16 protein-coding genes and 1 pseudogene are annotated in these 14,386 nt (G+C 56.0%); 7 read left to right on the forward strand and 10 right to left on the reverse strand.

The window, feature by feature from the left end:
- Positions 1-2: 2 nt before the first annotated feature.
- The 3 genes from C772_RS03130 to C772_RS03140 form a co-directional block, all read right to left on the reverse strand.
- Positions 3-764 carry an enoyl-CoA hydratase/isomerase family protein gene (locus C772_RS03130; RefSeq protein ID WP_008297347.1) on the reverse strand — a complete coding sequence of 254 codons (762 nt, stop codon included), beginning with the start codon at positions 762-764 and terminating at the stop codon, positions 3-5.
- A gap of 157 nt (positions 765-921) precedes the next feature.
- The gene (gene rpmF / locus C772_RS03135) at positions 922-1,095 is read right to left on the reverse strand and encodes a 50S ribosomal protein L32 (RefSeq protein WP_008297348.1); all 174 of its coding nucleotides are present in this window, start codon (positions 1,093-1,095) and stop codon (positions 922-924) included.
- Between the two features lie 21 nt (positions 1,096-1,116).
- A complete protein-coding gene (locus tag C772_RS03140; RefSeq protein WP_008297349.1) occupies positions 1,117-1,656 on the reverse strand; it encodes a YceD family protein in 540 nt (179 codons plus the stop codon).
- A 157-nt stretch (positions 1,657-1,813) separates the two neighbouring features.
- On the opposite strand from C772_RS03140, the gene C772_RS03145 reads away from it, so the two are divergent.
- Complete coding sequence (locus C772_RS03145) at positions 1,814-3,022, forward strand: nucleotidyltransferase (protein ID WP_008297352.1); 1,209 nt, start codon at positions 1,814-1,816, stop codon at positions 3,020-3,022.
- A gap of 3 nt (positions 3,023-3,025) precedes the next feature.
- Here C772_RS03145 and C772_RS03150 read toward each other — a convergent pair whose 3' ends face one another.
- Entirely contained in the window at positions 3,026-4,078 is a 1,053-nt protein-coding gene (locus tag C772_RS03150) for a SepM family pheromone-processing serine protease (protein WP_008297366.1), read from the reverse strand.
- Between the two features lie 96 nt (positions 4,079-4,174).
- On the opposite strand from C772_RS03150, the gene C772_RS03155 reads away from it, so the two are divergent.
- Complete coding sequence (locus C772_RS03155; RefSeq protein WP_008297367.1) at positions 4,175-5,068, forward strand: hypothetical protein; 894 nt, start codon at positions 4,175-4,177, stop codon at positions 5,066-5,068.
- A 52-nt stretch (positions 5,069-5,120) separates the two neighbouring features.
- On the opposite strand, the gene coaD is transcribed toward C772_RS03155, so the two are convergent.
- The gene (gene coaD / locus C772_RS03160) at positions 5,121-5,618 is read right to left on the reverse strand and encodes a pantetheine-phosphate adenylyltransferase (RefSeq protein WP_008297368.1); all 498 of its coding nucleotides are present in this window, start codon (positions 5,616-5,618) and stop codon (positions 5,121-5,123) included.
- A pseudogene (gene rsmD, locus C772_RS03165) lies at positions 5,611-6,189 on the reverse strand (16S rRNA (guanine(966)-N(2))-methyltransferase RsmD); the annotation flags it as partial. The pseudogene rsmD and the gene coaD, both read right to left, overlap by 8 nt.
- Before the next feature lie 71 nt (positions 6,190-6,260).
- Here rsmD and C772_RS03170 point away from each other — a divergent pair.
- Complete coding sequence (locus tag C772_RS03170; protein WP_008297370.1) at positions 6,261-6,644, forward strand: DUF7147 family protein; 384 nt, start codon at positions 6,261-6,263, stop codon at positions 6,642-6,644.
- Between the two features lie 6 nt (positions 6,645-6,650).
- On the opposite strand, the gene C772_RS03175 is transcribed toward C772_RS03170, so the two are convergent.
- The gene (locus C772_RS03175; protein WP_008297371.1) at positions 6,651-6,923 is read right to left on the reverse strand and encodes a YlbG family protein; all 273 of its coding nucleotides are present in this window, start codon (positions 6,921-6,923) and stop codon (positions 6,651-6,653) included.
- A gap of 130 nt (positions 6,924-7,053) precedes the next feature.
- Here C772_RS03175 and C772_RS03180 point away from each other — a divergent pair, with 130 nt between their 5' ends.
- Positions 7,054-7,995 carry a glycerophosphodiester phosphodiesterase gene (locus C772_RS03180; protein WP_008297372.1) on the forward strand — a complete coding sequence of 314 codons (942 nt, stop codon included), beginning with the start codon at positions 7,054-7,056 and terminating at the stop codon, positions 7,993-7,995.
- A 682-nt stretch (positions 7,996-8,677) separates the two neighbouring features.
- Here C772_RS03180 and C772_RS03195 read toward each other — a convergent pair.
- The gene (locus C772_RS03195) at positions 8,678-9,124 is read right to left on the reverse strand and encodes a YlbF family regulator (protein WP_008297373.1); all 447 of its coding nucleotides are present in this window, start codon (positions 9,122-9,124) and stop codon (positions 8,678-8,680) included.
- Positions 9,125-9,129: 5 nt separating this feature from the next.
- Positions 9,130-10,662 (reverse strand): UDP-N-acetylmuramoyl-L-alanyl-D-glutamate--2,6-diaminopimelate ligase, encoded by a 1,533-nt coding sequence (locus C772_RS03200; RefSeq protein WP_160162832.1) that lies wholly within the window; start codon positions 10,660-10,662, stop codon positions 9,130-9,132.
- A 114-nt stretch (positions 10,663-10,776) separates the two neighbouring features.
- Between C772_RS03200 and C772_RS03205 the strand changes: the two genes are divergently transcribed.
- The gene (locus C772_RS03205) at positions 10,777-11,505 is read left to right on the forward strand and encodes an amino acid kinase family protein (protein ID WP_008297375.1); all 729 of its coding nucleotides are present in this window, start codon (positions 10,777-10,779) and stop codon (positions 11,503-11,505) included.
- Positions 11,506-11,514: 9 nt separating this feature from the next.
- Here C772_RS03205 and C772_RS03210 read toward each other — a convergent pair whose 3' ends face one another.
- Positions 11,515-12,576, reverse strand: coding sequence for a CAP domain-containing protein (locus C772_RS03210; RefSeq protein ID WP_008297376.1), 1,062 nt, complete (start codon positions 12,574-12,576; stop codon positions 11,515-11,517).
- A 151-nt stretch (positions 12,577-12,727) separates the two neighbouring features.
- Here C772_RS03210 and C772_RS03215 point away from each other — a divergent pair, with 151 nt between their 5' ends.
- Positions 12,728-13,093 (forward strand): YugN family protein, encoded by a 366-nt coding sequence (locus C772_RS03215; protein ID WP_008297377.1) that lies wholly within the window; start codon positions 12,728-12,730, stop codon positions 13,091-13,093.
- A gap of 130 nt (positions 13,094-13,223) precedes the next feature.
- The gene (gene ytvI / locus C772_RS03220; RefSeq protein ID WP_008297378.1) at positions 13,224-14,282 is read left to right on the forward strand and encodes a sporulation integral membrane protein YtvI; all 1,059 of its coding nucleotides are present in this window, start codon (positions 13,224-13,226) and stop codon (positions 14,280-14,282) included.
- The last annotated feature ends 104 nt before the right edge of the window (positions 14,283-14,386 follow it).

Consider the following 14,386-nt stretch of genomic DNA (forward strand, 5'->3'; position numbering starts at 1 on the left):
CTTCATTTTTTCTTGTTGAGGAAACGGTCGACCGCTTCATGATGGACATCGGCTGCCCACAGCTTGGCGCATAAGGCGACTTCCTCCCGGACCTGCTCCCGCAGGCCTGCGGCAAGGAGGCGCCGGACGGCTGCCTGCTTGTAGGCGCGGTGGACCGATGGGTGGACGCGCTCCATCGGGTCAGTGAAGCGGTCGAGCGCCCCGAATTTATCCCCCGCGAACAGTTCGGTCACCCATCCGTATTCAAGCAATTCCCGGGCTTCCTTCGGCGTGGCTTCCGTCAGCATCCTGAGCGCCGTGTCGTGCCTCCCTGACTTGAGCAGCAGATGGGAAGCCCCGCCCCACCCGGTCGTGATCGCAAGTGTCCCCTGGATAAATCCGCACTTCACGTCTTCACGGACAAGCCTGAAATCACAGGCGGTGGCAATCTCGCAGCCGCCTCCGACGGCATGTCCGTCAATCAGCGCGATGACCGGAACGGGCAACATAGCCATCCGGAGCAGGATATCCGCCATTTTGCCGAGCATCGGCGCAGCATCCTCCTCTGTGCGGAGCTTATGGAATTCCGACAGGTCCCCACCCGAACAAAAGGCCGATTGCCCCTCACCCGTAATGACGAAATACCGGAGAGACCCATCTTCCCCGGCTGCCTCAACCGCTGCCGACAGGCCATCCATCACCTCTTCATTGATCGCATTGCGCTTTTCCTGGCGGTCGATCGTGAAGACCGCTCCGCTTCCCCTTTTCTCAAACCTGTAAGCCATTCCCGAATCCTCCTTCAGTTGCTTGCTTTCTTAACCCTACCATTCCGCCGGTCCTCCGGCATATCTTCTTGCCGACCAAGCAGATTTCTGCTCTGATCCGTTTTTTCCGCACAAAAAAAGACCGGAATCGGATTCCGGCCGTCGCGCTCGTCTCTGATTACTCGGAAACGACTTGTTTACCTTTGTATTCACCGCAACTCTTGCAAACACGGTGAGCGAGTTTCATCTCGCCGCAGTTATCGCAAGCGACCATGCCTGGCACTTGGAGCTTGAAATGCGTGCGGCGTTGACGCTTTGCAGTTTTGGAAGTTCTTCTCTTAGGTACTGCCATGCGGGGCACCTCCTTACGGTTCTATTCGTCCTTTGAATCCTCGCCCTGCTGGTCAAAAAACTTGGCCAGCCCGGCAAGTCTTGGATCCACTTTCGGCTTTTCTTCTTCACGCTTGGCGGCGAATTCCTCTTCGGATGAGTAGGCCCATCCTGTCCCTTCCCGTGAAGGTGCCGCTTCTTCCCCGATCACCTGGATCGGGACTTCGAGCAGGACCAGCTCTTCGAAGACCGGCGTCGGATCCACCACTTCCCCCGTCACCTCGTGAACGGCGTCATCGTCCGGGTCGGCATAGCCTTCCCAGACAAACTGTTCATCCGTTTCGATTATAAACGGGTATTCGACATCTTCCCATGTCCTTGCCTCGGGGAGCGTCATCGTCCCCTCCAGCCTGAAGCGGCAGGTCATCTGGCCGGTGCCGACGGAGCAGGTGCCCGTCACACGTACCGGTTCGATTGCCCGGATTTCCGGGTTGCGCTTCATCACGCCGGACAGGTCCGCAGTGCCGTCAACCGGCATGGAATCCTGCCGGAATTGATTTAATTGCCGGATGGTCCATTTCATCAGGAATCACCTCAAGACAACAGAATTGATTATAGTATGTCCAAAACGTGATGTCAAGATTATTTCTTGTCACCCGCGGATGCCCTTGCCGCCTATTTTTTTCATCCCGGCCACGCTATAATGTCGTTAAACCGATTGTATCAGAGGAGTGAGCGTGATGAAAGCCGCAGGCGTCGTCGTCGAGTATAACCCGCTGCATAACGGGCATGTCCATCATCTGAAGGAGACCCGCAGGATCACAGATGCTGATGTTGTCATCGCCGTCATGAGCGGCAACTTCCTCCAGCGGGGCGAGCCGGCTTTTATCGACAAGTGGACCCGCACGGAACTGGCCCTCACTTCGGGAGCCGACATCGTGCTTGAGCTGCCGTACCGGTTCGCCGTAGCACAGGCATCCGAATTTGCCGAAGGCGCAATCGGAATCTTGGCGGCGGCCAGGTGCAGCATGTACTGCTTCGGGTCAGAAGACGGGCGGATCGAACCCTTCCTAAACACGCTTCGCCTGCTGGAAGACGAAGAGACGGGTTACGAGGCGGAAGTGCGGCGGCTCGTGAAGACGGGCATCAGTTATCCGTCGGCGCTGAGCCAAGCCTACCGGTCCGTGGCAGAAGCTTCCGCAGATACGGGTCCGCTTGCGGATCTCACGAAGCCGAACAACATCCTCGGCTTCCACTATATGAAGGCCGCCCGGTCAATCGCACCGGAAATGACCGCCTTCACCATCGGGCGTACCGGAACCGGCTACCATGACCTCGTTGCAGACCCCGACAGCGGCATCATGAGCGCGACTGCCATCCGGGAGGCTGTCAGGACAGAGGGTATCACCGATGGGGTCCTGCGCGCCGTCCCGGCCCGGACAGCCAGCGCCATGGACCTCTTCCGGGAGGAGCACAGCGGATTCGGCGGCTGGGACCGCTTCTGGCCGATCCTCCGTCCTCTCATCATCCGTGACGGTGCCGGGCGGCTCAGGGAAACTGCGGAAATGACCGAAGGGCTCGAACACCGGATTGTCCGGGCTGCGCTTGAAGCTTCAACATTCACAGAATTCATGGAGGCGGTCAAGACGAAGCGGTACACCTGGACCCGTATCCAGAGGATTCTTATCCATGTTCTCTGCGGGATGGACAGGAACGATTTCAGCCGGCTCCGCCATCCCCGTTATCTCCGGCTTCTCGGGATGACGGCGGCCGGCCGCACGTATCTGAACCTGTATAAAGACGATTTCGGTCTTCCGCTCGTTTCCCGTGCCGCCTCATCCGATGACCCGATGCTGGCGGCGGACATCCGGGCCTCCGACATGTATGCAGTCGGCATCGGGGACAGGCCCGGAAAGGACTTCCGCACACGGCCCATCATGACGGATTAACTGTCATTCCGGCTTCGCATCCAGTTTCTCCAGATAGTCCAGGGCATCATCAATGGTCTTCACCGGCACGATTTTCATATCGGTGCCGATTTTTTCTGCCGTTTCTGCGGCAGTTTCGTAATTGGAGCGGACCCCCGGGATGCGCTCCTTCATCTCGCCGGTAATTTCGTCATCCGGTGCGAAGAAGATTTCGATTCCTTCACGGTCGGCAGCCATCACCTTGAAGTCGATTCCGCCGATCCGGCCCACCGTGCCGTCCTCATTCATCTCCCCGGTACCGGCAACCCGGTATCCCTTCGTGAGATCTTCATCCAGCAGCTGGTTCATGATCTCCAGCGTGAACATCAGGCCGGCCGAAGGTCCGCCGATATCCTCCGTTTCGATTTCAACCTCAGGATCGGTTTCGATGCTGCGTTTTGCCGCATAGCTTACGCCGAGCCCTTTCCTCCCTCCGGCGCCCGGAATGGTGCCGGGGGAAATTTCTTCTGTAACCTCTTCATCATCCCGGATCACAGTGAGGCGGACGGCGTCTCCGTCGGGCACCGACGCGACTGTTTCTGCAAAGGCTTCAGAGGAGTCGACCGGCTCTTCACCCACACGGACAATCAGGTCGCCCGCTTCCAGAATTTCGTCTGCAGCACTGCCTTTTACCACGTCCATCACAAGTACACCTTCGGTCTCAAGCTTGACGGGCTTTCCGGCCCGGTTATAGGCCACATAGATCGCATTGATCTGAGAGTCCTCCATCAGCTGCATTTGCCGGAGGTTATACTCCTCTTCCGTCTCCCCGTGCCTTCGGACCTGTCCGGCTTTCATGATTTTCCGGCTGTCCACCAGGCCGGAAACGGCATAGGTAAGCGGGGTTGCCTTCGAGAGGGCGATCGTCATCAGGCTCAAGGAACCTTCGTCATCCTGATCGCCGCCCTTCACTTCCACGAGCGGTGCCAGTTCATATGCGCCCCCCGGCTTCTGGATGTACATATCCAGCGGCAGAAGTGCCGCTGCCGCAAATAGCAGCAGCACTGCCGTGAGCGCAATCCTTTTTACATTGTTCAAAACCGATCCCTCCAAAATAGCCCCGTACATGCCGGCATATACATAGTGTAGCACCGGCGATGGGCGCATTCAAAAACGAGGGAGTCGATCATTTTCGTGTATACCGTCATTATATGGTGCCTCATCGCACTGTTTCTTCTCCAGCCGGGCCTTGCCCGTGAAGGGGCTGTATTCGGCATTGAACTGTTTTCGGAAGCTCTGCTCCCCTATCTGCTTCCGTATCTGATCCTGACCCAGTGGCTGCTCCGGCTGCCCGGGAAAGCGCCGAAAAGACGGACAGGCACCTACTGGAAAACGTATTTGCTGGGGGCATTCGGCGGTTTCCCCGTGGGGGCTGTCTCCGTATCTCACCAGGTCAGGGACGGAAGGCTGACAAAGCGGGAAGGCGCCTTGCTGACCGCGATCTGCCATGCGCCAAGTTCGATGCTGCTGATCGGCTATGTCGGCAATGAGCTGTTCGGCCGTGCCTCGGTCGGCTGGCTGCTGATGGCCGTGATCCATGGCCTCAATCTCATTTTCCTCCTTATTCTGTCCGCCCACACGGCCCTTCATCCGGAGCGGGAGCCGGTTTCCTCAAATATTCCGGGAAGGAAAGCCGGCTCCCCTCTCACCGAAAGCCTGAAGGAAAGTTCACAGACCATTGTCCTTGTCGCGACGACCGTCGTTTTCTTTTCCGCAGTCGGGACTGTTGCGGCAGATCTGTTGTCCAGGCTGAGCCCGCTGGAAGCACAGACGGCCGGCATGGCGGTGTTCCCGCTTTTTGAAATGACCGCGGGCCTACAGACTGCCCATGATCTGTTTTCGGGAATGGATCTGCATGCGGCGCTCACTGCGCTCATCCTTTCCATGAACGGCCTCAGCATTCACCTTCAGGTCGCGGTCATTACCAGGGGTGCCGGCATTCCGATGCGCTGGTATGCCGCGGCCCGCCTTGCGCACATGATCATCGTGCCGCCCGTCTTCATGCTGCTCCTGTCATTCTGGAGCTGACGTTAAAAAGCGCCCGGGAAAGCCGACTGGCTTGCCCGGGCGCTTTTTGGTGTCATTTTCGGATTTCCTTGATATTGTACTTTTCCCTGAGCGCCTGTTCAACAACAGGCGGGACAAGATCCGAGGTATCGGCCCCGTATTTGGCCACTTCCTTGACGATGCTGGAACTGAGAAACGAATACTGATTGTTCGTCATCATGAAGAATGTCTCAATCTCTTCCTCCAGCACCCTGTTCATCGAAGTGATCTGCATTTCGTATTCAAAATCCGATACCGCCCTCAGGCCGCGGACAATCGCGGTCGCCCCTACGCCCTTAGCATAATCGACGAGCAGTCCGGAATACGACTCGACTTTTACGTTGTCAATGCCTGCAGTTGCCTCATGGATAAGCCTGATCCGCTCATCGACCGTGAACAGCGGATTTTTGGATGAGTTATTCAGCACACATACCCTGATCTCTCCGAAAACGCGCGATGCACGCCTGATGATGTCCAGATGGCCGTTGGTCACCGGATCGAAGCTTCCCGGCACTACCCCCATTTTACCCATTTGTCTCCCCCTCGCCGGCAGCATGACGGTAGATCGAAATCACCGTGCCGCCATAAACAGATTCTTTCTCTCTTCTGAATTCCGCGAAACTGTCCGGAAGGGTCACAGACCGGTCATGTTCACAGACAATGATCCCATCATTGCCGATCAGTCCCGCCCCGGCCAGTTCCCCTGCCAGCTTGTAATATGTATCCCGCGCATAGGGCGGATCCAGGAAGACCATATCAAACGGCTCCCCTTTGGTGATGATCCGGCGGACAGCCTGCCGGGCATCCGCCCGGATCAGTTCCACCCGGTCATCATATCGGCATTTCGCCACATTCTCAAGAATTGCCGCCTGGGCACGCCGGTCTTTTTCGACAAGGACCGCATGATCCATCCCCCGGCTGAGCGCCTCAAGTGCCAGCCCCCCGCTTCCCGCAAACAGGTCCAGCACGCGGCCGCCATCAAAGTATGGCCCAATCATATTGAATACGGACTCCTTGACCTTGTCCGAAGTCGGTCTCGTGCCGGTCCCGGATGCCGATTTCAGCTGCAGGCCCCTGCGTTCTCCGGAAATGATTCTCATCTTCTCACCTTCCTGTTTTGCGCCAAGCCCCGCCCTGCCGGTATGATAGGATGAGCAGAGAAAGGAGGATCCGCATGATCACACAACGATTTATCGAACTGGGCGAAGGGCTGGGTGACGTCTTTGAGCTGTGCGAGCTGATCCGCACAAATTCGGGCCGACTTCACCGCGCCTTCATCTTCACTACTGGCGACGGCGGTGTCCTGTCGCTGGGCGCGGCCTTTGATCCTGCAGGGGAAGGCAGCTTCATGCCGATCTACATCTGCCGGGAAGGCATCCGGAGCAACGGCAAAGAAAGTGCCCGTGTCAGCCGCTTCCGGGAAGCCGCTGCAGAAGCCGGCGCCACTCCCGTCACAGTGGAAGTGCGTCCGTCAAAAGACTTTTCCGATCGCGAACAGTATTTCAGGCACATCACGGGCATCCTTCGGCTCAATCATCTGATTCCGCCGCTCCAGTAGAATAGATCAGATGCCGCCCTTGTAGTCATACTCCTTCGCCTTGTCCGGCTTCGCATTCTCGAATTCCGTTTTGATGAACGGCTTCATCGAGAGCTGGACCGATCGGACATACTGGAGTTTCTCAAGTTTTCTGGCCGTCTCTTCCGCATCGTCTAGATCGCAGTACAGTACGGCATACTTCATCCGCTTGGAAATATATTGGACATGCCCATATTTCCTGAGAGCCTTCACCTGTTTGAGATGGTGAAGGTGGACGACGATTCCGCGCCGCTCAATCATGATCATCCCTACTTTCCTACCATACAGAATACCATAAGCCGGAAAAACACGGCAACCGGACGGAGAATGACACAGAAACCGGTTTCTTTTATACTGGAGATAGTTTTCTCGGATACAGGGAGGGGTCAGCATGACAAAGAAAAGAAAAGTCGCCCTGACGGTTGCAGCGGCCGGGGCCGCCGCCTGGGCCGGTTCGAAGATGTTATCAAAACCGGAGGGCCGGACAACCGTTCCGGCCCTGGATTATGACGTCCCGATCATCCTCGCCCACCGTGGGGGAGCCGGACTCGCGCCCGAAAATACGATGGCCGCATTTGAGCGTGCCGCCGGGCTGGGCGTGCACGGATTTGAAATCGATGTCCACCTCACCAAGGACGAAGAAGTGATCGTTTTCCATGATGATACGCTCGAACGGACAACCGACCTGGACGGCCGTCCCGGTGACTATACGCTGGCCGAGCTTGAAGAAGCTGATTTTGGCTACCATCATCCGGGTGAAGACGGATCCTATCCATTCAGGGGAAAGGCAGGCGGTGCCGTACCGCTCCGTAAACTCCTGGAGGACTTCCCTCATATGCTGGTCAATATTGACATGAAAGATGCGCCGGATACCTATGAAGGGGGCCTGCTTCCGTCCAAGCTCTGGCGGGTCATTGAGGAAGCAGACGCGCGGCACAGGGTTGTCGTCACCAGTTTCCATGACAGCCAGATCGACCGGTTTAATCTGTATGCCAGAAACCAGATTGCGCTCGGTGCCGGTGAACAGGAAGTGAGGCGCGCTTACCTCGCCTTTGCGAGCGGTTTCGGACACCTGTATCAGCCGAAGGCCGATGTGTTCCAGATTCCGGTCCGGTCCGGCATGTTCCCGCTCGACCTTCCGCCTTTTATCCGTTTTCTCGGGCGGCTCAATATTCCGGTCCATTACTGGACAATCAACGACCGGTCCGCCATGGAGCGGCTGATCGCAGCCGGCGCCAAGGGAATCATCACGGACCGTCCGGACCTTGCCGCAGGCCTTGCAGGCGGACCGGAAGAAGAACCCGGGCAGACGGACCAATACCCGGACTCATGATAAATCGTATTCCTCATTCAGTAGACAAAGTGAGTATCACTCCTTTGTCTACTGTTTTTACTTTCCCGGGAGACTGGCATCTGTGCGAATCGCGTGGCGGAAGATGAGCGCTCTGAACTGGACATAATACCCGGCAGCACGTAAACGGGCGTTCCAGTTTGATTTCGTGAAGCACTTGAAAGGAAAATAACCGACGATGATTTCGTCATTCACGTCCCAGAAGAGGTCGAATGACGAAATTGAAGCTCCGAATGACGAAACTGAGCAACCGAATGACGAAACCAACAACGCTTCCCAATAAAAAATCCTCCCTCCGGTACACCCTGAGGAAGATGACATCAAAGTTATTCACCCTTTGCCGGTAGTCCGCTGCAGCCATGGCTTTGGCGCCGTGGATGAGGGCTTCGTCGGCGGCTGGGGATTCAGCTCCCTAGGCGCAAAACACGCACCTGATCGACCCTGCTGCTCTTCGTGACTGCATCCGCCAGTTTGCAGAGATTTGTCACGGGAGTAGCCAGTAGGGAGACTGGTTTTGTCTCAATGAAATATATCAACGTCTCAATGAAATATGTCAACGTCTCAATGAACCATAGGCCAGTCCCCCCGTCCGCGGCGGAAATCAAGGCTCTCTTGATGTTCAAATAAAATAGGAGATGCCGGCAGGCATCTCCTATTTCTGTATTCAAGCACTGCAGGAACAGCCGCCGCCCGTTCCGCAGCTGCCTCCGCAGGAGGATGCGGTCTCGAAGAACGGGTTGCTCACAGGGACCTTGACGGATTCTGAGACGGTCTTTCCGATCAGCAGGCTCACTTCATCAAGAAGGTCCTGGAGATCGTTCTCGGCCATTTTAAGTTCGGCCACTTTGTCATTCATGTCGAGTTCCCGCTTTTTTGTGCGGACTTCCTTCATGACGGTGCTGTAGTCGGGGTGATAGCGGCCGAACCGCTGTACCTCCTCGTACTGTTCCTTCAGTCTTGCAAAATCAGCGATCTCCTGCACGAGGCCGGGATCGGAATATACTCTATGATGGGCAAGCCGGTAAGCCTCCGCCGTTTCGGAGGAGACAATCATCCGGCTGAGCAGTTCGGATTCCTCGATGACTCGGAGCCACTCGTCGGTCATCATCATGGTCATCACTCCATTCCACTCCCATCATACCAGAATCTGTCGGCCGTTTGTACTCTGTCATCTCCGCCGGCCGCTCCATCTTCTGCCTCCCGTTCACCGAGAAAGCGCAGAGCTGTCCTGAAATCCGAAAATGGCCTCGATGCAGAACGGGAAATCTGGATCTCCTCATGGCCCTTGCCGGCAATCAGCACGACATCCCCCGGTTCCGCCTCATAGATGGCCCCGCGGATTGCACGCTCCCTGTCTGTCTCGGCACGGACGATGGCTGCCGTATTCTCAAGCCCTTCCATGACGTCAGTGATAATCCGGGCAGGCTCCTCGCTTCGCGGGTTGTCGGAAGTCACCCAGACCGAATCCGAATACTCTCCCGCCACCCTCCCCATCTGAGGACGTTTTTCTCTGTCCCGGTCCCCGCCGCAGCCAAAAACCGATATCAGTCTGCCCTTGCACACAGTGGACAGGGCCCCCAGGACCGCCTCAAGGGCATCGGGCGTGTGGGCATAGTCGACAAATACCCTGATACCCGCACCTTCTGCTTCCTGCATCCTGCCCTCGGGCAAAGAGAGGCAGGATGCATATCTGCAAAGTTCGGCCAGGCCGAACCCCGCGGCCACAAGAGATGCAAATGCCGCAGCCGCATTCAGCCGGTTATGGCGCCCCTCAACCGGAGCATGAATACATACCTGATCTTCACCGTACACAACCATCCAATTCCCGTTGCCGTCATCATCGATTCTGAGGTGAGAGCCTCCTCCGGGCCGCTCGCCGAAAGTCATCACGGGCAACTTGTCTCCGGCAATCCTCAGGACCGCCGGATCTTCCGCATTCAAAACGATCTGTCCGGCAAGCCCGGACAACCTTCCCTTGGCATGAAGGTATGCTTCTTCCCCGCCATGTTCGGCATGATGATCCGTTCCGATATTAAGGAAGATCCCGTAATCGATGCTGCAATGGTCGAGGCGCCTGCCCGACAATCCGAGGGAAGAAGCCTCCATGGCGATATGTGTGACCCCTTCGTCCGCACAGTATCTGAGAACCCGGTGCAGGTGGGCAGGCGGCAGCGTCGTCATCGGCGGAATCTGAAGCGGAGCTTTTCTTCCATCGATCCACACCCCGAGTGTCCCGATGACGGCCGCCCGTATGCCGCCCGCCTTCAGCAATTGTCCGATAAACCGGGTGGTGGTCGTTTTTCCGTTTGTTCCGGTAACCGCAAACACCGTCAGCTCCCTGGATGGATGGCCGTAAAATGCCGAGCAGGCGTAGGCGAGAAAATCGGCAGCATCCGGCACCGAGATGGCCGATACGCCCTGCGGAAGCGCCGGAGGGCGGGAAATGTCGGTGACAACTGCAATCGCCCCTCTCCGGAGAGCTTCCTGGATGTGATCCAGCCCGCTGGCCGAACGCCCTTTTCTAGCCACGAACACCGACCCGGGAATGACCTCGGCCGAATGATCCGTCACGCCGCTGACAAGTGCCCGGAAGTCCCCGCCCTTTGCCGTGCACGGCCAGTTTTTCAGCAGCTCGCATAATTCGATCATGCCTGACCCCTTCCCGAACATTTTTGTTCCGAGCGAATACATTATGTTGGAGTACCCTCCATCGTATGTAGGACGGTGGTTGAATGACACGAAGAAAGATGGTGGCGTAGTTCGATGATCATCCAGAAATTCGGAGGGGTCGCCATGAGGGACAGCAGCTCCAGAAAAGCATGCATCCGTCATATCAGAAGGGCGATCGAGGAACACGGGAAGGTTGTCATAGTCGTATCCGCCATGGGGAGGGCAGGAGATTCCTACTCAACGGACAGCCTGCTGTCCATCAGTGATGCGCTCGGAATCTCTCCCCATGCCCAGGATGTCGCGGCCGGTTGCGGGGAACTCCTTTCCTCGGCGATCATGTCTGCCGAACTTGAAAAGGAAGGGATCGAAAACGAACTGATCTATGGCAGCCGTTCGGGCATCCTGACCGAAGGGCCATTCGGCAGCGCAGATCTGAAAATGGAGCTTGAGCCGTTTTTCCGCATCTGGGGTGACCGCAATGTCGCCGTCGTACCCGGTTTTCAGGGGACAGGGCGTGACGGCCGGATCCGGACCACGGGCCGGGGCGGGAGCGACCTCACAGCAGTGGTATTGGGTGATATGCTCGATGCCGAAATCGTCGAGTTCTTCAAGGACGTTCCCGGTGTAATGGAAGCGGACCCTTCCGTGAAGCCGGATGCGAAATTGTTTGAAACACTGACCTACAAGGAACTTCTTCCGCTTTTGGAGACAGAACGGCCCGTTATTCAAAAAAAAGCGGCACTGTATGCCGCGATGGCATCCGTGCCGCTTCATATCCGCAGTTTTTCCGAAGAATGTCCCGGAACCTTCGTTACCGGATGACCGGCCGCCTCACTCGGAAGAGCCGGCCGGTTCCTTCCGGTTGAGGAACAGATGCGAATACACTTTATTGGATACGCCGGCTGCCTGCCGGTTGTATTTTCGGTTAAAGATCAGCTCACGGTGTTCCGGAGAATTCACCCAGCCGTGAACGGTTGCGGCGGAATCCACATAGTCCGCCGCGATGTTCTCCCCCGCCTCGCCGTAGTCGATGCCTGCCAATTTCAGCTGGTCTGACAGCGGTCCGATCCCTTCCTCTGTCCGGCTGCCCCTGGCAGCATCGGATGCGCGCTCGCGTGCAATCACTGCCGCACTCCCATCGGCCTGCAGCGGAAGCAGTTCATGCCGCTGCCGGAAAACATTTGTCAGCTCCATAACTTGTTGCTCGGCCGCCCGGTCAGCAGCTATCTGCACTGCCGATGATAGCGGTTCCGTTGCGATCAAATGACCTTCGTATGTCATTTCGTATGGCTGATGCAGGACAAGCACCCGGGGAGAAAGGTATCGTACCGCCATGACCTCTCCCTCTTCCCGGTCGGCGTAAACTTGGGCATATACACCGTCAAAGGCCACAAGAAGCCGCTCTTCCAGATCGTCGCCGTTCAGGGAGAAAAGGTACCGATTGGTCCCGATTTCAACGCTGACCTCCGGCTCGATGATCGTATACCGATAAATTTCCTCCATCGGTTCGCCGATGCTGAACGGGCTTACGTCAAGATCCTGTCCGGCAGCATATACCTGATTGACCGTCCCGTTCTGTACACCGGCCATCATATAGGTATCTGCCGAGCGGCTAAACACCCACCACTCGTAACCGTACATGGAGGGCTCGATCCGGTCCGGCCGTCCAAATTCCCGGGTAAGCTTTTCAGTTGTCTCACCGACAAAAACCGAAAGGCCGTTTTCCGGCCGGCTGACGGAATCCTGTCCCGGCGAAGGGGCTCCTTCCCCCGGCATGGCCGTATTCGGAACCGGTGAAATCAGCGGATCATTCTCTTTTGTGCCCTGTGTCGTGAAAAGGATCACCGCCGTGATGGCAGCAAGGACCGCAATAAGCCTGAGTGCAAATTTCAATCAAAAAACTCCTCGGTCTCTGTTTATTGGGACCATTATAACAGTGCGGCGACTTTGGACACAATCTTGTCATTGCAACTGTTTTCCCGTTGTTCTATCATAGATGGGGTATGATATGCAGACAGACCGCACCAAAGGAGGCGTACTGAATATGTACTTTGAAAACACCGGCATCGAAGGCGTTGCCGCCGATCTACAGCTGCTTGATGATATCATGAACAAGCATGGCCTCATCCGCGCTGAGCAATGGGATTATGAACGGGTAAGCTATGATAAAAAGATCGTCATCAAGGAAGGCACTTATTATCTCCGCGTTTTCGGCTACACGAAAGACGGTGATGTCGGAGCCAGGGATGCGGTGATTCATCTTAAGAAACCGGTGATCGGCAAGCACTATTATCCGCATGGTGTCGAATACGGCGAAGATGAACATTTCCCGGACTACCTTCTTGATAGCTGCACACAGACCCTTCTTGCACTGAAAGAAGATCTGAAGCCGTACGAACTGCAGGCCTGATGGCCGCGCCCCGCTCGATTGAGCGGGGCTTTTTGATTGCTTGCCGGAAAAACTTGAAACTTCGCTTCTATTCAAACTTCTTTTTGTTGGCTATAATAAATGTATCAACCATCTGGGAGAGACCTCATTCATGGGAAAATGGCTGAACCGCCGCACCTTTACAATTATCTTCCTCACAATCATCACCATCCTGATCGCATTCTTTATCCTGCCGATCTCTCTGCCGCTCATCTTTGCCCTCATCACGGCAATTCTGCTGGAACCGCTTGTCAGGATGACGATGATCCGGTTTAAGTGGAAGAGAAAATTGACCGTGATCTCGGTTTATATCTTCTTCCTGCTTTTGCTGGCCCTGTTAATCTACTTTACGGTGACCCAGCTTGTCGGCCGGCTGATCAATTTCACAAAGTCCGCTCCGGATACATTCAACGCCATTGCCGGTGCTTGGATCGATATGCAGGACAAATTGTTCAACTATACGGAAGGCATGCCGCTTGAGGTCGTGGAATCCATCCAGAACGGCATGAACCAGGTGATCGAAACGGCCAGGGATTTCCTGCTCGCCTTCGTCAACTATGACGTGATCACCGGGCTTCTGACGGGAATTCCGAACTTCCTGGTGAGCCTGCTGTTCTACGCCATCGCACTGTTCCTGTTTATGCTGGACCTTCCCGGCCTGAAGAAAAAAGTCTTCAGCCACCTGACCGACGGCACCGCGAAAAAAGTAATCCTGATGACGGACCGTCTCAACCGGACGGTATTCGGCTTCATCAAGGCCCAGTTCCTCGTCAGCCTGATCATTCTGGCCGCCTCGTTTGTCGGACTGCTTCTGATCAAGCCCGAATATGCCATTCTGATGTCCATCATCATCTGGATCATCGACCTGATCCCCATCCTCGGGTCCATCATCATCCTTGCCCCCTGGTCAATTTATCAGTTTGCGATCGGTGATGTTGCCGAAGGAACAAAACTTGCGATCCTCGCAGCCATCCTTCTCGTGATCCGCCGCACTGTTGAGCCGAAAGTGATGGGAGAGCAGATCGGCCTGTCCCCTCTTGCCACACTGATTTCGATGTTCATCGGTCTGAAGCTTTTCGGTTTCCTTGGCCTGTTTATCGGCCCGCTGATCGTCATCCTCTTTACGACGGCACGGGAAGCAGGCATCATCAAACTGGAATTCAAAATTTGAAATTCTGGCTGTGGGCAATGCGGGATTACTCCCTGCCTACAGTCTTTTATATGATTACAATACCAAATGCAAAAAACAGCAGACCATGCCGGTGCGCATGATCT

The organism is Bhargavaea cecembensis DSE10, from assembly GCF_000348905.1.
GTDB classification, from domain to species: domain Bacteria; phylum Bacillota; class Bacilli; order Bacillales_A; family Planococcaceae; genus Bhargavaea; species Bhargavaea cecembensis.

Excerpts from the sequence above, each read along its gene's own strand:
- C772_RS03130 (WP_008297347.1), bottom strand. The coding sequence starts at position 764 with ATGGCTTACAGGTTTGAGAAAAGGGGAAGCGGAGCGGTCTTCACGATC.
- rpmF (WP_008297348.1), bottom strand. The coding sequence starts at position 1,095 with ATGGCAGTACCTAAGAGAAGAACTTCCAAAACTGCAAAGCGTCAACGC.
- C772_RS03140 (WP_008297349.1), bottom strand. The coding sequence starts at position 1,656 with ATGAAATGGACCATCCGGCAATTAAATCAATTCCGGCAGGATTCCATG.
- C772_RS03145 (WP_008297352.1), top strand. The coding sequence starts at position 1,814 with ATGAAAGCCGCAGGCGTCGTCGTCGAGTATAACCCGCTGCATAACGGG.
- coaD (WP_008297368.1), bottom strand. The coding sequence starts at position 5,618 with ATGGGTAAAATGGGGGTAGTGCCGGGAAGCTTCGATCCGGTGACCAAC.
- C772_RS03170 (WP_008297370.1), top strand. The coding sequence starts at position 6,261 with ATGATCACACAACGATTTATCGAACTGGGCGAAGGGCTGGGTGACGTC.
- C772_RS03175 (WP_008297371.1), bottom strand. The coding sequence starts at position 6,923 with ATGATTGAGCGGCGCGGAATCGTCGTCCACCTTCACCATCTCAAACAG.
- C772_RS03180 (WP_008297372.1), top strand. The coding sequence starts at position 7,054 with ATGACAAAGAAAAGAAAAGTCGCCCTGACGGTTGCAGCGGCCGGGGCC.
- C772_RS03195 (WP_008297373.1), bottom strand. The coding sequence starts at position 9,124 with ATGATGATGACCGACGAGTGGCTCCGAGTCATCGAGGAATCCGAACTG.
- C772_RS03200 (WP_160162832.1), bottom strand. The coding sequence starts at position 10,662 with ATGATCGAATTATGCGAGCTGCTGAAAAACTGGCCGTGCACGGCAAAG.
- C772_RS03205 (WP_008297375.1), top strand. The coding sequence starts at position 10,777 with ATGATCATCCAGAAATTCGGAGGGGTCGCCATGAGGGACAGCAGCTCC.
- C772_RS03215 (WP_008297377.1), top strand. The coding sequence starts at position 12,728 with ATGTACTTTGAAAACACCGGCATCGAAGGCGTTGCCGCCGATCTACAG.
- ytvI (WP_008297378.1), top strand. The coding sequence starts at position 13,224 with ATGGGAAAATGGCTGAACCGCCGCACCTTTACAATTATCTTCCTCACA.